We start from the raw sequence: 26,283 nt of genomic DNA on the forward strand, positions 1-26,283 counted from the left end.
AGTGTGGGTATCCGCATTACCGGTAACTTCCTGTTCCAGGTCAACACCACCGGTAGCAGCGTTGATCTTGAAGTGCTCGACTTTGATGCCAATGGCGCTATCTTGCCGGACCCACGTCTGGTTACGATCGACACCGGTTTCTTGATTCAGGTTGAAGGCCAGCTTGAATTTATCAATATGATTACCGCCGAAGCCTCGCTGATTATTAGCGTGACTGACGATGAGTTTTATCTTGGCGGTACCGCCTCTATTGATATTGCGGGTCTGTTAAGTACCGATCTGGCACTGAATGCCCTGATCAGGGATGAGGGTATTGCCTTCCAGGCAGCGGTTAATGTCGATGCATCCATCTTTGAAATTATTACCATTGATGCCGGCGGTGTATTGCGACTCAGCACCTTTAATACTGATCGAACTATTGATGGCCAGTTATATGATGCCAATTCCTTCCTGTTGGATTTGGATGGGGAAGTAGCCTTCCTGGATGTGCTGAAATTTAAGTCGGGCTTTAAAGTACAAGTGGGCGGCGGCACCTTTACCCATGACGAAGGTAGCCGAGCCACCAAACCCACAGGCTCTGATGCCATCGTAAACGATGGGGAATGGGCAGTAAGCTTTAACTCTAAAATTGATTTATTCGGTATTGTGAGTCTGGATGCCGATGGTTGGTTTAACAGTATTGGCCACTTTGCTGTTGGGCTTGGCGGTGAAATGGTAATCGGTACCCGTTCATTCGGGATTATCGGCGACTTTGATATTACAGCCCATTATCTGGGTGCCAATGATGTCTTCTTCGGCGGTTCTGCATCCGCCAAAGTAGTGCTGTTTGGCTTCCAGTTAGCGGGTGTTGGCGTTAGCTTCTCCTATGACGGTATTAGCGGCCTGATTAAAATCACCGGTAGAATTGAACTGGACTTCTTCCTGTTCAGTGTGGATGTATCCGCCACCTTCTCCATTGGTGTATTTAAACTGCCACCACCTGTATTCCTTGCCGGTAGCACGAGTAACGACAAGCTTGAAAATGGCAGCCGCGTAGATAGCGACGGCAAGCTCTATTTGAATATGGGTGATACCGGCGATAACCGCTCTCAGTACCGTGACCTTCAGGAAAGCGAAGCCGATGAGCCCTATATCATCAAGCATGTTGGTGGTACTGAAGGCAATGAAACCGTTGATGTTACTGCCTTTGGTCGTACCCAGCGCTTTACCGGTGTCAGTGAAATTATTGCCAACGGTGGTTCCGGCAATGACATGATTATCCTGAAAGAGGGTGTACTGTCTAAAGCCACGATTGAAGGTGGCGCTGGTAATGACTCGATACTGATTGAATCAGCGGGTGCTGGCAGTGTAATCAACGGTAATGAGGGCGATGATTATATTGAGATCGGCAGTGCCGTTACTTCCAGCTTTACCCTGACCGGTGGCCCAGCCAGTACCGGCAGTTCGGATGATGATTATATTCTCGGTGGTGCCGGTAATGACATTATCAATGGTGGTGATGGCATTGACACCCTGGTCGGCCGTGGCGGTATCGACACTATTGATGGCGGCGGTGATGCCGACTCCATCGTTGGTGGTACCGGTGCTGATATCCTGTTTGGTGGTGACGGTGGTGATACCTTCCGCTGGGCATCCGGTGATGGTATTGATACCACCATTGCGGGTGAAGCCGGTGACGATACTCTGGTGATTGTACGGGGTGATAATGATGATAATGGTACCGTATCAGCCAATGGTGCTGACGCTATTACCATTAACTGGGTTGGCACCGAAGCGGGCCTAATGTCAGCCACATCGATTGAAGGTCTGGAGATTGATCTGGCAGAAGGCAGCGACAGTTTAATCTTTAATGATCTGGATGGTAGCGGTGTTAATCGCCTGATGATTGATACCGGCCGCTCCGCTGATCCAAGAAGAGATGGTTCTAACGGTGATGGCAGCAGTGACCGGGTAGAAATTTATGGTGGCGCTGCTGCCGATGAGTTTACCCTAAGTACTCTGGTCGAAACGGTTGATCTTGAGATTCTGGAAAATCCGGAAGATGCTACGCCAACGGCTTATACCGTGACCCAAAGAACTGTTGAGCTTGCCAGAGATGGTGCCTATGTTGTGTCGGCTTCAATCCTGGGCGGCAAATGGAGTGAGAACGACGAGCTAATTATTCACGGTGCCGCTGGCGATGATAGCCTCAATGCCGCGGGTGTTGAATTGCAAATGATCCGCATGACCTTAAATGGTGATGCGGATGACGACGTGTTAATCGGTACGCCTTATGCCGACAGTCTAAACTCCGGCACCGGTAGTGATACGGTTACCGGTGGTATCGGCCAGGATATCTTTACCGATACCAGTACCTCAGCGTCAGATATCGACACCCTGGTAGAAACCATGACTCAGGATGTGTCACTATTTGATGATTACTTTATCCACGGCCAAATTCTGGGCGATGATGGCGGCGCCTTCTTTAAAGGCGATAGGGCGCTAGAAGCGCAGCAAGATGTGCTCGATCCTTTGTTCCCGGTTCCTTATATTGATGCCCTGCAAGATCGCGGTGATGTGTATGCGGCCACCTATGGCGACAACCAGCCAGTAGAAATTGAAGTGCTGACCAAAGCCGATGGCGTAACCCCGATCTTTACCCGCGCCATTTTGACCGGTTCCAGTGATAACAATATTATGGTGATCGGTGATTTTGATAACACCATTACCGTTGCTGGTACCACCTATACGGTTGCGCCCTGGACCGGTGAAGTAACGCTGGATAATGTGGGCAACGGCGGCGGCGGTGATGGTGCACCACTGGGTGATACCTTAAACGAATACTATATTGTTAATCTGTTAGACAATATTCCAGCCAAAGTCTTTATCACTGATATAGGCTCAAGCAATGGCAGCGGTGGTTGGAGTGAACTGTATGTTTACGGTACTGACAATTCCGATGCGGTGACTTTACTGGGTGCAAGACAGGGTGCCGATGAAGTAGGTACGGTTATCTTTGGCGACCGCTATGGTTCAGGTCTGGTCCAGAAAACGGTTTATAACGGTAGCTCTTTAGTACCGGTTTATTACCAGTTAAGCGGTGGTGAACGCATCCAGAGAACCGATGCTGATGGCAAATTAATTTATGACCTGACCGCAGGCGTAACTCCAGCCACCGGTGCAGTGCCTATTTATTTAGAAACCACCGTTAATACCGGCGACCCGGTAATGGTATTTGAAGATAATGCCAACCGCGCCGAAGTGGTATTCCGCAACCTGGATCGTCTAACCGTTAACCTGTTGGGTGATGACGATACCATTCTGGTAGAAGATACCGCCGCAGAGACAATATTGCGTATGGGCACCGGTCTGGATATCGGTATTGTGGGTGTGGTTCCACAGATTAATGACCCCGGAAATATCTCGCTGGAATTCCCACTGGGTGTGCCCATTGTTGATACCGATAACCTGAGTAACGGTAACTCCCATGTCACTGTAGTTTATGGTGGTACTGGCAATGATGAGTTTGAAGTTAACCATAACTCCGCCAAACTCTACCTCTCCGGTGAAGCGGGGGATGATACCTTTATTATCAACACCTTCCTGGTACTGACCGATGAAGAGACTCAGGATATTGCCAACCTGACCACCTTATTTGGTGGTGCCGGTAGCAACCGTTATACCTACTTACAAAATGCGCCAGTCTTTATCAGTGGTGGTACCGGTCTGGATACCGTGGTGATTAACGGTACACCTATCGGCGATCTGTTTATTGTGACGGATAAATATGTGGTCGGTGCCGGTCGCGTTGTTTACTTCACCGGTATTGAGCGACTTGAAGTCAATGGTGCTGGCGGCGATGATGAAATTTATATTCTCAGCTCTTCTGACCAGCTGGAAATCAAAGTGCGCGGCGGTAGCGGCAATGACCAAATTAATTTAGGTGGCGATCCACCACCGCTGGTATTTGATCCCCCGGAGTTTAGCTATCAGCCACCGGTTTATCAGGTGCAGGATCCTCCGGTTACTCAGGTAACTGACTATATTGCCAACTTTGGTAAAGTGAACTTTAGGTTTAATAGCTGGTGGTACTTCGATACCCATAATACCGATGATTTAATTGATGCGGTTGCCTCGTATATCAATTTCCGGATGAGTTTGCTGTCTGCTAACTTGCCGGGGCTGCGTTTGGCAAATGGTGAAACCGCACTGAGCATTGCCCAGCAGATAGTCGGCAGTGGTTCAGTGGTTGTAGAGAATCGCTATCGCTTCCTATTGTGGGGCCGCGAGAGCACCTTTAAGGTCAACCTGAACTCGATTGCGATGGAATACGATAAGCAGGTATTGCCACCGCTAAGAACCGTTGTTCCTGATCGGGTATTGGTTGATCCACCGCCGTTTGCCTTTAAGCAAGATGCGGTCTTTACCCTGGATGATATTAAGGGGCGTATCACTATCGATGGTGGCCTTGCCTTTGAATCAGCAGGTGATGAGTTGGTAGTTCATGCCGAAGGCGCAAGCTCAGCGCTAGTCGGTGAATTACTACAAACTACCTTGCCAAACCTGGCCGGTGAAGAATTCCAGATTTACCGTAATGGCGGTAATGAAATCTATGTATCCCTAGACCCTGCCTTTAGCAGTGGTAGCGAAGTGCGCTCCTTCTACAGCAATGGCGCCACCGTTAACGAACGTATTTACTCGCTGGCTGCAGCACTAAATGCTGGCTTTACGGAAAAAACTGAAACCGGTCTGGTGGAAGTGTATCGCTTTGAAGTGACCGCAGAGGCGCAAACTAATCTGCTGAACCATGCCGGCCTGCCATTACCACAATCGGTAGTGAATAAACTGGATGCACTATTGGGTCAGTTCTTTGATAGTGAGGCCGATTTTACCAATGCATTGGCCGGTGAATTAACCACCACTGAATACAATCAGTATGTTGCGGTGATTCTGTCAGAAGTGGCTGAACTGGTGGTTGATGCCAGCGGTAACCCGGTGCTGGAAACCGGCATTGTTGGCGTCTTTGAAACGCTTTATACACAAACCAGCGTTGATGTTGATCGCTATCGCATCACGTCTGCCATACAAAATGTTATCAGCAGTTCGGTCAATGCCACGGCGGCCGCAAAACTCACTAGCCTGATTGGTCAAACCTACCAGGATGAGCAGAGCTTCCATGTGGCTCTGGTAGGCTTGCTGGCCACCAATGAGATTGACTTATATGAAGCGGCTATCTTTGATCTTGCCGAGTTCCAGGAAGCATCTGATACCCGTACCTTCTATAGCTTAAACGGTTTGGGCCTGGGTACCGGTACTGCACTGGATGGCACGCTGTTTGAAGGTGTTGAGTATGGCAACCTTGAGTCCATGATCATCTTGTTAGGTGATAGCGCTGATCGCTTCACTCTGACAAATTCTGGCCCGGTCTCTGTGGAGTTATCAACGGCCGGTGGTAACGATGAAATTAATATCATCAATATCGGTGGTGATGTTCGGGTTATGGCCGGTGCCGGTGACGATACCATTAACGTCAGCGATGAATTATCACTGGAAAATATTACCGGCAATCTAACCGTAGAAGGTGATACCTACTATGTAGAAACGGTGACCAACACTTTATACGATCCGTCGATCCCCATCCCTGATTCTGACCCGGTTGAGTCATTGCATGATGCGGTACTTAATGCTGGCCTGATGGTGTTTATTAATAGTGCACCGTTTGGCGCAGGCTATACCACCTATAGCTTTACCGATGCCGGTGGCAATACCACCTTTTATGCTCGTCAGGATCTGGCCCCCTTAGTGTTCCGCGCAGGGCCGGGTAATAGTGAACTATGGGTACGCCCTGTGGACCTGGATGCAGTGACCGGTCAACTGCAAGAAGATGAAGTGCAGCTGGTTGAAAACGGCTCGCCCATTTGGCGTGATACTGATGGCAATCGAGTAGAGTGGAACCCCGATGCGTCTGGCGCCTGGGACCAATTCCCGATTCAGCTACTGGATTACAGCAATGCCTCGCTGGTAACACTGTTGGATGCCAACCCATTTACTATTTTCAATAATGCCTTTGGCTTGATGGACTTCTTTGACAATTTAATCAAACAGGAAATCCTCAGAAGTATTGCGCCCTGGTTGATTCCGGTTAATCGTGTGATTACCGATGGTAAGGTGCTGACCTCTTCAGAAATTACACTGGCCACAGCGGCCGCTGGCAATGACACCTTAAACCTGATTAATAGCGCCGGTGTGATTTCTACTAACGGCACCTTGACCAGTGATCAGATTCTAGGCTTGGGCGTTGGCTTTACTACCAGCTATGAAGGGATTGAAACACTTAATATCGAATTAGGTACACAGGCCGATAACTTTACCGTTGAGTCCACCCACAGCAATGTAACTAATATCTTTGGCTATAACTCTGCGGATAACTTTATTGTTAAGAGTATTGCCGGTACCACCAATATCTATGGCGGCAACAGCAACGATACGCTGACTGTCAGTAATGATGCCAACCGCCTGCAAGCGATTAATGCGACGCTGAATTTCTTCGGTAACAGCGGCAGCGATACAATTAATGCGGATAATAGCGGTGCGGTAGCCAGCGCAACATTAACCAGTGATGCGGCGGCAGGGCGATTAACGGCCAATAAACTCAGCGGCTTGAATATGTTGGGTGGTGAGATTAACTACTTTAGCTCTGAAGATATCAATATTACTTTGGGCTCTGGCAATGACCTGTTGTCGGTTATCAGTATTCATGCCGGTACCACCGATATCGATAGCGGCAGCGGCAAAGATACCGTGATTGTTGGCAGTGATAGTCAAACACTGGCGGGTATTATTGGCACGCTGACCATTGATGGTGCCGACAACAATCAGGATGCGCTGATTATTGATAACAGCGGTGCCACTGCACAGCAAAGCGGATTGCTAACGGACACACAATTTACCGGCTTTGGTATGGCGGGTGATATTAGCTTTAGCCGCTTTGAAAATGTGACCGCTCAAACCGGTTCTAATATTGATAATCTGACCATCAATACTCAGGGCTTAATTAATGAGTTAGTGGCCGACACTGGCGCCGGTGCTGATATTATTGATGTACTGGCCGATAACGGTACCGGTAATGTGACGGTGCTTGCCGGAGCCGGTGCTGATGTGCTGGATGTTGCGGTGAATAACTGGAGCGGTGATTTCAGTATTAACTCCGGTAGCGGTCTCGATATTATTGATTACATCATTACCGGCATTAGCAATACCTCAAGTATTGATGTTGATGATCGTGCGGCCAGAGTCGATGTAACTTTACTGGGCCGGATGAATAACTTCAGGCTGGATGCTGATGACGGTATTGCTGACTTGAATATGTTGGTTGATGCCACGGTCTCTTCTGCGGATAGTGTGACCGCAGCTATTATTGTTGACCTGGGCGCGCAGGATGCCTCAGATGTTGATCTTGTTATAACCGACGACTCGCTGATTGAAACCATGACCCTTGCTACCGGGGCCGGAGCTGATCTGCTTAAGCTGGACCTTGCCGGTAATATTGTTGCGCTGGACTCTGCTGTTCCTGCCTTGCGTGTATTAACCGCCGATGGTCAGGATACTATTTTGACAACCCTGACCGGCAATATTGAAGGCGCCTATTTTGACGGTGGTTTTAATGCCGATAATTATCAGTTCAAGATTTACGGCACTGCCACTGGCGATATCGAAATTAACGATACCCTGGCTACCGATGAAAACTCAGCGGGTAACTCTCTGGTAATTAGCACCGAAGACGAACAGGCTGTGGATGACTCGTTCTTATTCCGCACGGGCCTGTTATACCGCTACGATGTGCAGCAGCGGATTGATTATCAAGGCTTTACCGCCTTGTCACTATCAACCTATGGCGGCAACGACAGCTTTGTATTTGATGATACTCAAACATTGATTACGGTGGATGCAGGTGCTGGTGATGATACCTTCCAGGTAGGCCAGGTATTCCAGTCGCCACGGGATGAACTCTCCGGTCTGGTCAGTGGTGATACCTATCTAACTTACCTGACTACACAGGGCTATTTATCTAACGGTATTAGTGCGGCAACCACACTGGTAGGTGGTGCCGGTAACGATAGCTTTACGGTCTACAGCAACCAGGCCACACTCAATCTCCAAGGTGGCGCTGATAACGATAACTTCCTGGTACGTTCATTCGTACTGGTTGATCCGGATGACCCTAATGCACCAATTACCAATATCAATGGTGGTGATGGTGCCGACTATATTTCTTACGCGGTAAATTCACCGGTGCGCATTGCCGGCGGTGACGGTCTGGATTCATTAACGATTATCGGTACTGAATTTGCCGATGACTTTGTAGTGACTGATGAAGGCGTCTTTGGTGCTGGCCGCTATACCAGCTATGAAAGTATTGAGCAGCTAGTGGTCGATGGTTTAGAGGGTAATGATGAGTTCTTTATCTTCAGTACACCTGCCGGTACCGAGCTGCAACTGATCGGTGGCCTGGGCTCCGATATCTTTAATATTGGTGATGGCCCATCCGGCGATGAAACCTCGGTAGTGGCCGATGATCTGGAAGGGCATAACACGCTGATTCAGCATACCGCTGAGGATGTGGTTAGAACCCTAAGTGCGAAAGTCCTTGATGAAGATGAAGCCGGTGTGCGCATTGTACAAATCAGTGCGGGTACCACCTTGTTTGAAGATCCTACCGACGTTGCTGGCTCTGCAGCCACAGAATTTGGCGCATTGGCAGAAGTGCAATATGCCGTGGTATTAACCCGTCCGCCCAAAGGTGTGGTGTCATTCTCTGCCATTCCTGCCGGTGCTGATGATGCACAGGATGCGCGCTCGGATAACAACCTAATATTGCCGCAAGGTCTGTTGCTCAATGGCAGTGACGATGGTGTGACCCTATTGTTTGATAACACCAACTGGTTTAAACAACAGATTATTACGGTGACAGCACCTTATGATGGCGATGCCTTTAATGACGGCGTTGAAGGTATACTGTCCTATGAAATCCAGCACAGCATTGTAGAAGATGGTGCGGTTGATGGTGATGAGTATGACAATGTAGAAGTGAATAGCTTTGTGGTTAATGTGGTTGATGCCCAAACCGCATCGGTGGTGGTGATTCCTGTACAGGAACAATTAATTGCCGGTGAGCTGGATACATCAGTAGGGCAGCTTAACTACGCGGCTGGTTTTGATACTTATCAGTTGCTGTTGTCACAGCGTCCGGATGCGCCAGTAACGGTTAACCTCAATGCCTATATTCAGCAGATTGTTAACCCGCTGGATGGCCAGACCATTAATATTACCCAGTTGGGCACCAGTGTTGATTTCGTTACCTTCGATGGTAGTAATTGGTCAGACCCGGTCACTATTACAGTGAGCGCTGTGGATGATGATCTGGTAGAAGGTATTCACTTTAGTCGTATTGAACATAGCGTTACTAGCAGTGATGCCGACTTTAATAATGTGGCTGTCGATAATGTAGAAGTACTGATTGGTGATAACGAAGTTCAGGATATGATTTTCCTTGAAACCAACGGCGGCACCATCGTTACTGAAAGAGCCCAGGAAGTCATCTATGTTGAAGGTCAGTTATTAGGTGATAACACCGGTAGCAGTGGTGCATGGGTGGTTAAAGGTACCTTCGGTCTGCCTGAAATTGGTGAAAACCGTAAGAACAATACCTTTGCTACCGCACAAAATCTGGATGCCTCTGAATGGGGTGTTGAACCTAATGCGGATATTAAAGATTCCAGCACCATCCCGCATATCAGTGTCACTGGTGAGTTAGAAGGCTCTGCGGATTTCTACAGCTTTGTTGTTACTCAGGATATGATTGACGATGCCGGCGCCTCGCTAACCATTCATCTGGATATCGATTATGGCTACCAGCGCGGTGATGATATTTGGTGGCGCAGTGAAATTAATCTGTACCGCGATACCGGTGATCAGCAAGTTGGCGCGCAAAACTACTTTACTGACCGCGCCGCACGGATTAATGGTCAATTCGACAGCAGCGGTAGTGAAAGTTACTACAGCGATGATTTCCTCTCGGTCAATATTACTACTGCCGGTACCTATGTGGTTGAAGTGACCAACCGTTATAACTGGTATATCAGCCGCTCTGAAGGCTTTAAGTTTGGCTTGCCTGATGGCGCCAGCTATGAATTGCAGGTGTCGGTAGAAGAGCATGCCAATTCAGCCTGGGCCTTTACCCCTGAAAGTGTGCTGGAAGATGAGAGCGGTAATAACTCAGGCCTTGGTAGCAATATCGATACTTCCCCTGGCAGCAGCGAAGCTGATAATTGGTTTACTTTTGCCAATGCGAAAATTGGTGATGAGGTTGCCAGTGATATCGCCGGTTATCTGGGTATCGATTCGTCCACCCCATACACCACGATTCGCGGTGGCGGTAACGGCACCATTGACCGTTACAACTTTGATATTGATAGCGCCATGATCAGCGCCGGTGGCACCGTGTTTAGTAATGACTCGCTACTGAGTAACGAGCCATGGCTGTCGGCTAATACTTTCCAGTTAGAAGGTGTAGCGATTGAAGGGCAAACCTTAAGCGGTACTATTTTGGTGAATAAGCCAGGGCAGTCGGCGCATACCACCTTAACCATTAGCAACTACCTGGTTGATGCCAATCTTTCACTGGCACAAAACCTGGCTAATGCCGTTAACAATAATGTGAATAATGGTGGTGCGATTGTTGCCACGGTTAATAATACTGGCGATGAAGTGACACTGGCTGGTAGTGACAATGTGGCGTTCTACTTTATCAGTGGTCCGCAAATTACCCTGACTCAGCCTGAGAGTCCGGTGATAGCGAATACCATTATTATTAATAACCATGATGGCAACAGTGATGTCACATTTACCGATGCGACTATCAGCTTTAATAGTACGGTTGAAGTGGGTGATACCTGGTTTATCCAAATTGGTAATACCACGGTTTCCAAAGAGATTGAAAATGGTTCAGATAACTTGGCGGCGTTATTTGACGGTGAAATTTCCGGTTTGGATCGCAATGGTGCGGTACTGGAATACTCTGGCAGTGCTGAGGCGATTTCTATCTGGGTTGTCCATACTCGCGATAGCCAGAATAGTGAGAATACACCTGCGGCTACACTAATTGGTACACCAGAAGCCATCGGCGCTGACCAGACTTTGATAATTGACTTTGGTAGCGCCGAGGTTAACTACTACGGTGAAGACTGGACCTTGACCATTACTGATGGCGATAGCAGTACCGTCTTTAATGAAACGATAACCACTGACAATAGCGTATTTACCCGCGCCGCTATTTTATTAGCACTGGAAACTCTGCTGGATGCCGCCGGCCACGCAACTGTTGTGGGTAGCGATGGTTTCACGATTACCGTACCCACTGGTGAAGGTTTCAGCTACTCAGTGGCTATCAGCTACAGCGGTGTGACAGCCCCGGTTACCAGCAACAGTGCGGTTGAAGTGATTGAAATACCCGGCAATGCCACCGTGGGCACCGTCTGGTTATTTAACGACGGCACTACCGATACCACCTTTACGGTTGCCGATACCGGCAGCCTGAATGATTTTGCTGAGTCCTTTGATGCTGCCTATACCGGTGTTGATTATGTGATTGATGGCGACTACCTGATTATCGAAACCAGTGGCGCTACTTTGCAGCAGTTGGCTAGCGGCCTGACAGATGCAGCGATTACCGGTGGTACTGCGCAAATCACTTCATTGCCTGCTCATGGCAATGGCAATACGCTGGCGATTACCGTGATAGCCAATCGCCTGGCGGGCGCTGGTGATACTCCGATTGTGGTGAACTTTGTTTCCGATGGCAGTGCTTGGGATCTGGCGACGGGTAGCGGTTATAACCTGGGTGATTATGCGCTGGATAATAATGGCAACCTGAGTACTACCTTGGGCCATAGCGATCTGGATATTACCGGCTACGATTTTGTGGATGTTGACAGCTTTACTGCTGTGACTACCACCACCAGCACCAGCTATGGTACGGCCATTATTGACAAACCTGTCGCGGCTTTGGCTGATGGCAAAACACTAACAGTTGATATTAATACGGTAGCGCATACCTTTACTTACAATAGCGGCGCCTGGTCTGCCAGTTCACCAGCAGGCTTTAGCCTGGTTGAAGTGAGCGGCCAGTTTGAAATAACTGCGACGGTTGCCGGTACTGAAATTACCTTGGCCAACGCCGTCTATGATGCGGCTGGTGATAATGAAGCTCTGGCTTCAACCAGTGCGCCACTATTACCGACACTGGATCTAGCGGCACTGGATGGAGCTGGTTATACCGATGGTGACCAGCTAGTCGTTAATATTACGGCCGATACTATACCGGCCGAGTTAATCTTTGTTCGCAATGGTGCTGGCTGGGATAATTCCGGTGACTATGCCTTAAGTGCTGCGGGTGTTATTTCCGATACCACTTCTGACCTGACTGCGATTGTGTTCACCGATGCCAGCTTCCAGCCTTTAAGTGCCTTTAGCAGCTCCACTGCAGGCATTAGCAATCTGAATATCTTTGGTGCTGCGCTGATTGCTATGACGGATATCAATCAGTCCCGCGATGATGTGCTAACCATTGTATTGGCCGACACCACCACATTGGTTTTTGATGCGGCCAACGGTGTTTCAACGAATTGGGGTAGCGATGGTGACTATAGCCTGACCAGAAATGGTAATAGCTTTGAGTTAAGCCATAGCAGCAATATTGCTATTAGCCTGACATCGGCCAGCTACAGCTTTGATAGCAGCGCCATCTTTGTGGCACAGAAAGTGGTGATGGGCACGATTGATATCGGTGCTTTCCAGTTGGTTGAAGATGGCGAGGTGAGCAGTGCTGCCACTGCTGTTGGCCTGATTGATATTATTGATACCTACCTGATTGCTGAAGGTAATGATACGGTACAGTCCGCTGACGGTACTGCGGTCTATGTTTATGACCAGGGTAATGACCTTAATAGCGTTGCCGAAACACTGACCTTTGCCGCTGCTGTTAATGCATCAGTAGCCAATGGTCAAATCAGCTATCAAGTGACTGCTGCCAACGATGATCTCTATATTGTGGACGTGGACTTGTCGGATTTATTCGATGGCTTTGCCAATAATGTAGAGTGGGTGGTTGAGCTTGCTGGCAGCAGCGCTACCGTAACGCTGACTGAAACCGGCTCACCAGCGGGTGTTAATTATGCGGCGCTGTTGGCAGACCTTGAACTTGCCTTTGCCGGTTTTGATTTTGAATTAGTCGATAGCAATAACACGCTGCGAATTACGGCTAGCGATGATTCTGCCTTTGCTGCTGACACCGTGGATATCTATGTGGCCAGCTCAGTTACCAGCAGTGATATTGACGAGTTTGTCGATGAGCTATTTACTCGCTATGAGAAAGACTTCCAGACTATTATTGCTACCAATAATCAGGTTTGGACGGTCAAAATCGATGGTGTAGAAATTACCAGCTATACCGTGAGCCTGGATCTTAATGCCAACAACCCAACGATTGATTTGGTATTGAATGCCTTGAAGTCGCAGTTGGAGTCAGCAGGTTATACCGTGGCATTAATTGGCAGCGATAATAGAACCTTACAAATCTCAGGTTTGAATGACACCACCGTTGATATCTCTACCAATATCAACGGTGTGGGCGCCTTATTTGATCTTGATAATGTGAGAGAGACTCGTCAGTTATTATTTAACTTTAATAACCTGTTCTTTACCGAGTCTTATTATGTAACCAATACCCCTTACCTGATTGTTTATGAGCAAATCAGTTTGGCCGATCGCGCTGGCAGCATTGCGGAGTTGACCGTTGAATTGGCCGATCTATTAGCGGATCTGCCGGCTGCTGTTCGCGCTTCTTTTGTTCAGTATATTCAGCAGGTTCAGACTGAAGTTATTAGCGGCATGGTGCTTAACCCTGTGGCCGTAGCGACTAATACTGATCCTTATATCCAGCATGTCTTTAGCACGGAAGGTGTCTATGTGGTTGAGGTGGGTGATATTGAATATCTGAGTCGCGAATTAAATATCAACGGTGCTCTGTTTGTTGATGACTTTAATTACTTCTGGGGTGGCGTGTCTGCAGGCACTTCCTACAACCTGAATGTGTCTTTGCAGCATCATGAAGTGAATCCTGATAACCAGACGCTGGTGGGTAAGCGTATTCGTATCGTCTCAGGTAATGGCCTTGATGCAGAAGGTGTGATCGACAGCTTTATCGCTTATGGTCCTAACGGTGAGAAACTGAATCAATTTACTATCAATAGCTTTGATGCCCGCTGGGATCTGGTTGATGCCCAAAGCCGTTATGAAATCTTTGATGACACTGGTGTCGCCTATGCTGGTAATGCCGATTACCAGATCTATCTGGATAATCTGGGTGATAGCTATACCGTGGCACTCACACAGCAGTCAAGCAGCCTGATTACTGTAGAAGACTTGTCCACGCCGAGCTTTAATGTTGATGAAGCCTTTACCACCGGTGGTGCTTATGACCAAATCCAGACTGCTTCGGTTATTGATGGCAATGGTGTGGTTACAGTTGTTGCGCTGGACGATACGATTATCGACGGCGGTGACTTGCAGGTGTTTGCCCCCGCTGAGCAACGTATTAACCAGATCCGCGGCCCAATCAGCATTGATGGTGGTGCTGCCAGCGCCAGCTACAACAATCTGAATAACCCTGTGTTATTACCGGGTGAAACCAATAGCCCAATTCTAAACGGTACCAGAGCTGCGGCGAGTGTTGCCGGTGATCAAGACAACTTATTATCAGCTAATCCGATCGGCGAAATGATTACGCGCGCTGAACTGGAGGCCTTCCTTGCTACCGTCAGCGCCGATGATTACTCCATCCTCGCGGCCTATCTGGCAGAGAATCCAGACCTGATGGTCTTTGCCACCTTTGTCGATGAAAATATCGATTACTTCGATATTGAAGCGGATCAGGACTTTGAAGGTTTTGACCCAAGAATTAACACCTCACCTTATGAGTTAGGTCTGGTTAATATCACGACTCGCCAGATTGTTGATCAATTTGAAATTCTGGCAGTGGTTGGCAACCGTGTCATTCTCAGTGATAACTGGTCAGCCGATTATGACGGCAGCGCCGATTACTACTTCAGCCCCATCAACAGAAACGAGTTGGTGATTGAAGCAGACCAGGTCGATACACTGAATGTAAACAATAGCGGTAGCCCTGCGGATGAACTGGGTGTGCTAACCGATAGCACCTTAACCGGCTTTGGTATGGGTGACGATATTGTACTGGCGGGTATTAGCATTCCTGGCGGTATTCGTTACAACAACCTTGAAGCCCTCAACCTGTTCCTGGGTAGTGGTGCTGATAAGCTGATTATTGAGTCTACACATACCGGTACTACAGCGGTCTATACCGGTGCCGGTGATAGCGATATTCAAGTGAAAACGATATCTGGCCATACCACCATTTACCAGCAGAGCGATGCAGTAGCCGTTAGCAACAATGTACTGACAATAGGCAGTGATGACGGTCTGGTTGATCAGATTCTTTCGCTGCTAACGGTTATCGGTGACGACAATGGCAATAACAGCGTTATCCTTAATGATAGCGGTGATACTAACGATAATGAGTTGTTAGTGACCGATAGCACCGTCACCGGTTTGGATATGCCCAGTGTTCAGGAGCAGTTTGTATTAGAGGTTCAAGCGCAAGTCGGTAATTTCCTATTAAGTATTGATGGCGGCAACACGGGTATTATCCTGCCATGGAATGCCACAGCAGCGATGGTAGCCGATGCCGTTAGCCAGCTAACCGGTGTGGCTTTGAATGAGATTCTGGTTAGCCTGCTAGTTGGCACTGCTGATGATCAGGTTAAAGAATATCAAATCACCTTTATTGGTGAGTCTGCCGGCGTCAATATTGTAGATATTGCTGCCATTATTCCAGCGCAGAATGCACTGGCCTTTGCTAACGAGTTTACTTTAGTAAGCAGCGAAAACGGTGGCGATTATATTATTACTGTCGATGGTGTTGACCATATAGCGCCCATTGCCTGGAATACCAGTGCCAGTGAGATTGCGACGATTATCAGTGACCTGATTAACCAGACAGGCTTGGTGGTAACTGCCCAGGTAGAGGTGAGCCCGCTGGATAATTCGCGCCGCTATGTGATTACCATCGATCCTCTGTACTTAAACGATGGCAGCTTGTTTGTTGTACCTGATATCAGTGTTAGTTCTGTTGGTAGCTTCGCTGTTGATTCTTCGGTGCCCAACCAGTTTGCACTTAGCCTGACGAGTATCGCTACTGGTGAGTACTTGCTGGTATTAAGAGACGATAATGGCGTCACTGTTGATCAGGTAGCCTTGGCCTGGAATGCGACCACAACAGCCATTGAAGAAGCCATAGCCGCCTTATTGTTTGATAATGATGCTACCGACCTGACTGCTGTTGTTGATAGTGCCTTAACTGCAACTGACAAAACCTATACGGTCACTTATAGCGGCCCCATTACTGACTTCTCTAAGTTGGCCGCTACCCATAAGTCTTTAACCCTGATTGATAGCACCGCCTTCTCAGCCCAGGCTGCTATTGAATACAGGGCTCAGGGTGCTACAGAAACAGCATTGAACCCCATGCAAACCATTACCGTAGGGACGGGTACAATTACGCTGACGATTTACTCCGCCGATGGCAGCACCGTTATGGGTAGCGTTAACTTTGATGCTAACAGTGTCGCTGCAGCGGGTAATGATTGGTATGACCAGCTCAATCTGCTGTTTAATCCTAACAACAGTGATGAGCGTCGCAGCCAGTTCCCTGAAACCAATAACTTTGGCTTAGTCAAAGTGGGCAATGTGTTTATCTTTACCTTGCAGGGTGAATATGCGGATTACCGAATTGATGCCAGTGATATTAGTGGCGATGCCGTGCTGGCCGACCGCGCTTACGGTATTAACTACTACGGTGTTGATGAACTAACGATTAACCTGGGTAGCGGTAACGATATTGTTAATGTGCATGCGACCAACAACGGTACGGTTACCAATATCAATACGGCAGCGGGCGAAGATGAAATTTATATCAGCTCTGACGCCGCCAACGACTTTGTCAATGGTGAAACAGCTCACGGAACACTTGACGGTATTAATGGCCTGCTGAATATCGATGCCGGCGCCGATATTAACAAACTCTATATCAGCGACTTCGATAGCACCGTTGCCGATAACGCAACATTCTCTAACGGCTTGATTTCAGGTCTGGCCAATGGCGATATCACTTATACCGCAAGCAACGGTGGTAACTTTAATAATGACCTGGTGATTTGGTTAGGCCAGGGCAGTGACATAATTACGATCAATAGTCTCTACCTTGAAGATATGGCAGTGACAACGCTCTATGCCAATGAAGGTAATGACACCATTATCGTTACGGCTGACGACAACCTTGCCGTTCCTGCTCACGAGGTATTAGCAGGCCGTGCTGGTATTGATGCACTTGAAATCATTGAAGGTCGTCGTTTGAATATCTTTGGCCAGACCGGCGCCGATACGATCAACGCATCCACCGCCAATATGGCCATCCGTGTCTTCGGTCAGGACGGTGATGACATTATCTTCGGTGGCTCCGGTGACGATGTGCTTTACGGTAATACGGATAATGATCGCATTTACGCCGGTGCCGGTAATGACAGAGTGTTCGGTAACGAAGGTCACGATACTCTGGATGGTAATGAAGGCAATGACCTGATCCTTGGCGGTATCGGTGATGACATTATTCGCGGTAATGAAGGTGAAGATACCTTATTCGGTGATGCGGGCAATGACATTATCTTTGGTGATCAGGGTAGTGTTGAGGACGATTCCGGCAATGACATCCTTGCCAGCGAGCTAGATCAGCTGGGTTTAATTATTAATAGCGATACCACCGTTGTAGCCGTCGATACCATTGATGGTGGTTTGGGCAATGACCGTATTATTGGTGGCCTGGGTAATGATCTGATTGAAGATGCCAGCGGCAATAATGTGGTGCTCGGCGACCTGGGTGAGCTTTACTACGACGCTGGTTTGCTAACACTGGCCAGAGCCAATAACAGTGCTGGCGGTGATGATGTGATTACTGTCGGCCAGGCCGATGGCAATAATATCGTACTGGCCGGTCAGGGTAACGATACCGTTAACAGCGCAGCAGGTGATGACCTGATCCTGGGTGATAACGGTGAGGCCAGCTATAACAATGGCATTCTGGTCAGCGTAGCGAGTATTGATACCAGCCTCGGCGGTGATGATCTGATTAATGCTGGCGAAGGCAATAATACGGTGATTGCAGGTCAGGGTATGGATACTGTTACTGCCGGTGCCGGTAACGACCGTGTGATCGGTGATAATGGTGAAATCAGCTTTGATAACGCCGGCGTGATTACCGCTATTCGCAGCACGGCACTGGATCAGGGTGGTGATGATGAGATTACCCTTATCGGCGGCAATAACACCGTGATCGCCGGGCAGGGCAATGACACCGTCACTACCGGTACTGGCAACGATGACATTATCGGTGACAACGGTGAGATCACCTATACCGCTGGTATCGCCAACCGCTTGGCTACCACCGATACTGCTAACAGCACAGCCGGTAACGACACCATCGATAGCAGCGATGGCCTTAATCGCGTACTGGCCGGTCTGGGTCAGGATACGGTGACCACCGGTGTGGACAGCGATACGGTGCTGGGTGATAACGGCGAACTGATTTACTTAAACAATATTCTGATCGCAGCCACCAGCACCGAAACGGATCTGGGCGATAACGATACGCTGACCGTTAGCGAAGGGGATAACACCGTAATCGCTGGCCTGGGTGAAGATACCGTCACCGCAGGTTTGGGCAATGATCGCGTGATCGGTGATAACGGTGCAATCATCTATGCAGAGGATGGTGTCATTACCGCTATCCGCAGCACCGCACTGGCTCAAGGTGCGGCTGATACCATCGCAATACTGGGTGGCACTAACACCGTGATTGCGGGTCAGGGCAATGACACAGTAACCACCGGTACTGGCAACGATGACATTATCGGTGACAACGGTGAGATCACCTATACCGATGGCATCGCCAATCGCTTGGCCACTACGGATAGCGATAACAGCACTGCCGGCAACGACACCATCGATAGCAGCGATGGCCTTAATCGCGTACTGGCCGGTCTGGGTCAGGATACGGTGACCACCGGTGTGGACAGTGATACGGTGCTGGGTGATAACGGCGAACTGATTTACCTGAACAATATTCTGATTGCAGCTACCAGCACCGAAACGGATCTGGGCGATAACGATGGCCTTGCAGTTAGTGAAGGGGATAACACTGTGATCGCAGGTTTGGGTGAAGATACCGTCACCGCAGGTTTGGGCAATGATCGCGTGATCGGTGATAACGGTGCAATCATCTATGCAGAAGACGGTGTCATTACCGCTATCCGCAGCACCGCACTGGCTCAAGGTGCGGCTGATACCATCGCAATACTGGGCGGCACTAACACCGTGATTGCCGGTCAGGGTAATGACACAGTGACCACCGGAACTGGCAACGATGACATTATTGGCGACAATGGTGAGATTACCTATACCGACGGTATCGCCAACCGTCTGGCCACTACGGATACTGATAACAGCACCGCAGGCAACGACACCATCGATAGCAGCGATGGCCTTAACCGCGTACTGGCCGGTCTGGGTCAGGATAGTGTCACCACCGGAGTGGATAACGATACGGTACTGGGCGATAACGGCGAGCTGATTTACTTAAACAATATTCTGATTGCAGCCACCAGCACCGAAACGGATCTGGGCGATAACGATACGCTGACCGTTAGCGAAGGGGATAACACCGTAATCGCTGGCCTGGGTGAAGATACCGTCACCGCAGGTTTGGGCAATGATCGCGTGATCGGTGATAACGGTGCAATCATCTATGCAGAGGACGGTGTCATTACCGCTATCCGCAGCACCGCACTGGCTCAAGGTGCGGCTGATACCATCGCAATACTGGGTGGCACTAACACCGTGATTGCGGGTCAGGGCAATGACACAGTAACCACCGGTACTGGCAACGATGACATTATCGGTGACAACGGTGAGATCACCTATACCGATGGCATCGCCAATCGCTTGGCCACTACGGATAGCGATAACAGCACTGCCGGCAACGACACCATCGATAGCAGCGATGGCCTTAATCGCGTACTGGCCGGTCTGGGTCAGGATACGGTGACCACCGGTGTGGACAGCGATACGGTGCTGGGTGATAACGGCGAACTGATTTACCTGAACAATATTCTGATTGCAGCTACCAGCACCGAAACGGATCTGGGCGATAACGATAGCCTTGCAGTTAGTGAAGGGGATAACACTGTGATCGCAGGTTTGGGTGAAGATACCGTCACCGCAGGTTTGGGCAATGATCGCGTGATCGGTGATAACGGTGCAATCATCTATGCAGAAGACGGTGTCATTACCGCTATCCGCAGCACCGCACTGGCTCAAGGTGCGGCTGATACCATCGCAATACTGGGCGGCACTAACACCGTGATTGCCGGTCAGGGTAATGACACAGTGACCACCGGAACTGGCAACGATGACATTATTGGCGACAATGGTGAGATTACCTATACCGACGGTATCGCCAACCGTCTGGCCACTACGGATACTGATAACAGCACCGCAGGCAACGACACCATCGATAGCAGCGATGGCATTAACCGCGTACTGGCCGGTCTGGGTCAGGATAGTGTCACCACCGGAGTGGATAACGATACGGTACTGGGCGATAACGGCGAGCTGATTTACTTAAACAATATTCTGATCGCAGCCACCAGCACCGAAACGGATCTGGGCGATAACGATACGCTGACCGTTAGCGAAGGGGATAACATCGTGATCTCAGGTCTCGGTGAAGATACCGTGACTGCCGGTGCCGGCAATGATCGCGTGCTCGGTGATAGTGGTGAAATCCTCTTTGACAATACGGGCGTGATTACCGCGATCCGTAGCGTGGCACTGCAACTGGGTGGTGATGATGAGATTACCCTTATCGGCGGTACTAACACCGTGATTGCGGGTCAGGGCAATGACACAGTAACCACCGGTACTGGCAACGATGACATTATCGGTGACAACGGTGAGATTACTTATACCGACGGTATCGCCAACCGTCTGGCCACTACGGATACCGATAACAGCACCGCAGGCAACGACACGATCGATAGCAGCGATGGCATTAACCGCGTACTGGCCGGTCTGGGTCAGGATAGTGTCACCACCGGAGTGGATAACGATACGGTACTGGGCGATAACGGCGAGCTGATTTACTTAAACAATATTCTGATTGCAGCCACCAGCACCGAAACCGATCTGGGCGATAACGATAGCCTCGCGCTTAGCGAAGGGGATAACACCGTGATCGCAGGTCTGGGCGAAGATACTGTGACTGCCGGTGCCGGCAATGATCGCGTGATCGGTGATAGTGGTGAAATCCTCTTTGACAATACGGGCGTGATTACCGCGATCCGTAGCGTGGCACTGGAACTGGGTGGTGATGATGAGATTACCCTTATCGGCGGTACTAACACGGTGATTGGCGGTCAGGGTAATGACACAGTGACCACCGGAACTGGCAACGATGACATTATTGGCGACAATGGTGAGATTACCTATACCGACGGTATCGCCAACCGTCTGGCCACTACGGATACTGATAACAGCACCGCAGGCAACGACACCATCGATAGCAGTGATGGCATTAACCGCGTACTGGCCGGTCTGGGTCAGGATAGTGTCACCACCGGAGTGGATAACGATACGGTACTGGGCGATAACGGCGAGCTGATTTACTTAAACAATATTCTGATTGCAGCCACCAGCACCGAAACCGATCTGGGCGATAACGATAGCCTCGTGCTTAGCGAAGGGGATAACACCGTGATCGCAGGTCTGGGCGAAGATACTGTGACTGCCGGTGCCGGCAATGATCGCGTGATCGGTGATAGTGGTGAAATCCTCTTTGACAATACGGGCGTGATTACTGCGATCCGCAGCCTGGCTCTGGCGCTGGGGAATGATGATGAGATCACCCTGTCAGATGGCAACAATACGGTGATTGCGGGCCAGGCCAACGATACCGTGACTACCGGCGCTGGCGATGATGACATTATTGGCGACAACGGTGAGATCACTTATACCGAGGGTATCGCCAACCGTTTGGCCACTACGGATATCGATAATTCAACCGCAGGCAATGATGTGATCGACAGCGGTGATGGCAGTAACCGCGTCTTGGCTGGTCTGGGTCAGGATAACGTCAATACCGGTGCGGATAACGATGCGGTATTGGCTGATAACGGCGAGCTAATCTACCTCAATAATATTCTAACGCTGGCAGTGAGTAGCGAGCCTGAACTAGGCGGAGACGATATCCTTGAACTGGGTGATGGCGATAACCTTGCCATTGCCGGAACTGGTGCTGATAGCGTTAGCAGTGGCTTCGGTAATGATCGTCTACTTGGCGATAACGGCAGAGTGAGCTTTAACGATCAAGGTGTTATCACCGCGCTATTGAGCGAATCACCCGCCAATGGCGGCAATGATGAGATTACCGCCCGCGGTGGTGATAATACGGTGATAGCAGGCACTGGCGACGATATGATTAGCACCGGTGCTGGTATGGACGACATTATTGCTGACCACGGCATTATCGAATACAGCGATGGCCTGCTGACGTCTCTACTGAGTAACGATAGCGATGACAGCTTTGCCGGTAACGATATCATTGAGAGTGGTGAGGGTGATGACCGCGCCATTGCAGGTCTGGGTAGCGACACCGTTGATACCGCAGCCGGTGATGATATTGTGATTGCCGATAGCGGTAGCTTTACTTACCAGAATGGCGAGTTCTTCGAGTTAAGAACCGATCTGCCAGAGCAGGGTGGCGATGATATTGTGGCACTGGGTGACGGCAATGACTGGGCATTTGGTGGTGATGGCCGTGATAGTATTTTCGGTGAAGATGGCAATGATTATATCTTTGGTGATTTCGCCGTTGCCGGCTTTGATGAGTTTGACCAGTTCTATGTAGATACCATAGACCCCTTGTTTGGTGGCGATGATTCACTGGATGGTGGTGAAGGTTCTGATTGGTTAATTGGCGGCGGCGGCAGCGATCTGTTCTTCGCTTTATTTACCGACGATATCATTATTGGTAACTATGGCCGAGTCACTGATGTTAACTTTACAGAAGGTGTTTCAGTCTCCAGTGACCCTGCCAACCTTGAACTGATTAGTGCCGAGCAAGTAGCGCTCTATAATGGCTATGTATTGGTACAAGAAGAGATTGCCGCGGTGCAACAGCAGGCAGAAACGGTTGAGCGGGAAGTCCAGGTAAGCGCTGTTGAGCTGGTGTTGGTTGAAGATCCTATTATGGCCACAGACAGCAGCAGTAGTAGCCAGACCTCCTTTGGTAGTTTGCCTGCAACAGGTGGCGGCACCGAGGGTGGCGGCGATAGCCCGGCTAATGCTCCGGTTGCACCAGAAGAGGTGCCTGAGGAGGAGCAGGAAGAACAACCGGTCGAAGAAGAGTGTGAAGCTGAAGCTGGAGCGGACGCTGATAACGGTTGTGAGCCAGGGCAAGATGAAGCCAATACCGATAGCACCGAATTGGCGGCCGCTATAGACGTTGATAGCTCCGATAGCGCAGAAAACCTGGCCGCTCTGGCCTTTATGGCTGCGATTAAGCGCACGACTACCCGCCAACAGGCCAGCAAAGCTGAGTCAGCAGATTGTCTGGCCTGATTGGTTGGCAGCCTGCAATATTCCGGTATTTATTCCAAACAATAAAATTCGTGCTAGGGTATTATTCATAACAATAAACCTGTGAGTGCTTTGCGCTGGAGATAAAAAGATTGAATATAAAATGGTTGCCCCTTAGTTTGTCCTTAATCAGCCCTGCCATCATGGCTCAGGGTGATGCCAATTATTTAGATGCTATGAGCTGTATGATCGAGCCCAGTATGCGCGTCGATGTTAGCAGCGCGGTGCCCGGTGTTATCGATAAACTGGACCTGCAAGTGGGTGATACGGTAAAGCAGGGTGGCAAGTTATTTTCACTCCGCTCTGGGGTTGAAGCTGCCAGCGTTGAAATGGCAAAAGTGCGGGTTGAATTTGCCAAGCGGCAAATGCAAAGAAATGACGAGATGTTTAAGGAAAACCTGATCTCCAGCCATGAGCGTGATGAATTTGAAACCGAATACCAGCTGGCATTAAAAGAGCTTAAATATGCCGAAGAGGTACATGATCTTAGAATGATTACCAGCTCAATTAACGGTGTGATTATTGACCGCTTTATGGACCCTGGTGAGTATGTAGAAGATGCCCCGGTTATTTCCCTGGCCAATATTGAGCTATTAAAAATCGAATTGGTTTTACCCTATGAGAGTTTTGGCACCATCGCCAAAGACAGTGTATTAACTATTTACCCTGAGGCTCCGGTAAATGGCAGCTATGAAGCAAGCATCAGTATGATTGACCCGATAATTGATGCTGCCAGTGGTACCTACCGAATCCGTGCCGCGCTGTTAAATACCGATAGTAAAATTCCCGCGGGTATTAAATGCCGGGCAGCCTTATAGCATGCATGCTTAACTGGAGGTTATCCAGTCAATAAACAGTGAACAGGGTGGTTGATGGAAAACTTTCTAGCGGCGTTTATTTTCTTTTTTGCGGTGATTGACCCCATCGGCACAGTGCCAGTGTTTATTGCGGTTACTCGCTCCTTTGAAGAAAGTATCAAGCGAAAGATTGCCTTAAAGGCCACATTGTTCTCGGCCATTATTCTGTTGTTCTTTGTGGTTGCCGGTGAGTTTATTCTGACTGCTATCGGTATCAGTTTGTCGGCGTTTCAAATAGCCGGCGGTATTGTGCTTTTTCTCTTTGCTCTGACGATGATATTTGGTGAGAGTAAACCCGAGGAAGAGTGTGCCATGGTTGAGACCAGCTCAACTGATACCGCTATTTTTCCTTTGGCTATCCCTTCTATAGCCAGTCCCGGTGCTATGTTGGCGGCGGTATTGCTCACTGAAAATAGTAAATACAACTTTCTGGAACAATCGATAACCGTTGCAGCGATGTTGTCGGTATTAGTGGTGGTATTAGTATTTTTATTTGCTGGCAGTGCAATCCATCGTTTAATTGGTGATAGCGGCGCGAGCCTGATCAGTCGTGTTATGGGCTTAATTTTAGCGTCAATCGCCGTTTCCAGTGTGCTTGAAGGGGTTAAAACTTACTTTGCGCTATAATCGCATCACAAGATTCGGAGTGTTGTTAGCGCTTTATTCACTGATAATGCATTATTAAAACCACTGCTGCTAGGACCGGACTCCTGTGAACACATTAATGCATGATATCTGCCGTTATATCGAAACGCATCATCAGCAGCGGTTAACGCTGGCAGTATTGGCTGAGCAGGCCGGTATGAGCCCGGCGCACTTTCAAAAACTTTTTAAAAAAACTATTGGTGTGTCTCCTCGGCAATACCAGGAGCGCTGCCGCATACAGCAGTTTAAGCAATCACTTAAAGCGGGAGATAGCGTCACCGCGGCTATTCAAAATACCGGTTATGAATCCACTTCCCGCATTTATGAAAAGCTCGATAGCCATATTGGTATGACCCCAAACCGTTATAAAAAAGGCGGAGCGGGGGAGACCATTTCCTATGCTTCAACGCTAACCGCTATCGGTACTGCCATGATTGCCGCTACAGATCGTGGCATTTGTTTTTTACAGTTAGATGAGTGCGATGCTTTATTGCTGCAACGGTTAAAGCAGGAGTTTCCCAATGCAGAACTGCAATCGATACACGCTTCTACGCAGCCATTATTTGATCAGTGGATGCAGCAGCTAAAGGTTTTTCTAGAGGGCAAGGTCGAGGTGTTGGACTTGCCACTGGATATTATCGGCACGGCCTTTCAACATATGGTCTGGCAGTATTTAACCACCATTCCTGCCGGTGACTTACAGTCCTATACCGAGGTTGCCAGAGGTTTGGGTCGGCCAAACTCTGTGCGCGCTGTAGCCAGTGCCTGTGCCAATAATAAAATAGCTATAGCAATACCCTGTCACCGGGTGATACGGGGCGACGGGAGTTTGGCTGGCTACAAATGGGGCTTGTCACGAAAGCGTCGGTTGATTGATCTGGAATCTTCAGCCATAAAAAAAGGCGAGTAGTGATACTCGCCT

Annotated in this window: 4 protein-coding genes (1 of these 4 cut by a window edge); all 4 read left to right on the top strand. The window is 49.1% G+C overall.

What is annotated here, in order from left to right; genetic code table 11:
• Positions 1-23,841, top strand: partial view of an LEPR-XLL domain-containing protein gene (locus BST96_RS16140; protein WP_169714020.1) — the 3' portion only. It extends 20,154 nt beyond the left edge of the window; the window shows 23,841 of its 43,995 coding nt (coding positions 20,155-43,995); the start codon falls outside the window, past its left edge; the stop codon is at positions 23,839-23,841.
• Positions 23,842-23,951: 110 nt separating this feature from the next.
• Positions 23,952-24,677: an efflux RND transporter periplasmic adaptor subunit gene (locus BST96_RS16145; protein ID WP_085759689.1), complete on the top strand. Its 726-nt coding sequence runs from the start codon at positions 23,952-23,954 to the stop codon at positions 24,675-24,677.
• A gap of 54 nt (positions 24,678-24,731) precedes the next feature.
• A complete protein-coding gene (locus tag BST96_RS16150; protein ID WP_085759690.1) occupies positions 24,732-25,343 on the top strand; it encodes a MarC family protein in 612 nt (203 codons plus the stop codon).
• Positions 25,344-25,428: 85 nt separating this feature from the next.
• Positions 25,429-26,271 (top strand): bifunctional transcriptional activator/DNA repair enzyme AdaA, encoded by an 843-nt coding sequence (locus BST96_RS16155; RefSeq protein WP_240554824.1) that lies wholly within the window; start codon positions 25,429-25,431, stop codon positions 26,269-26,271.
• Positions 26,272-26,283: the final 12 nt, after the last annotated feature.

The sequence above is a fragment of the Oceanicoccus sagamiensis genome (genome assembly GCF_002117105.1).
Lineage (GTDB): Bacteria > Pseudomonadota > Gammaproteobacteria > Pseudomonadales > Dasaniaceae > Oceanicoccus > Oceanicoccus sagamiensis.

What these genes read in the sequence shown, in the direction of transcription:
- BST96_RS16150 (WP_085759690.1), top strand. Translation starts at nt 24,732, where the DNA reads ATGGAAAACTTTCTAGCGGCGTTTATTTTCTTTTTTGCGGTGATTGAC.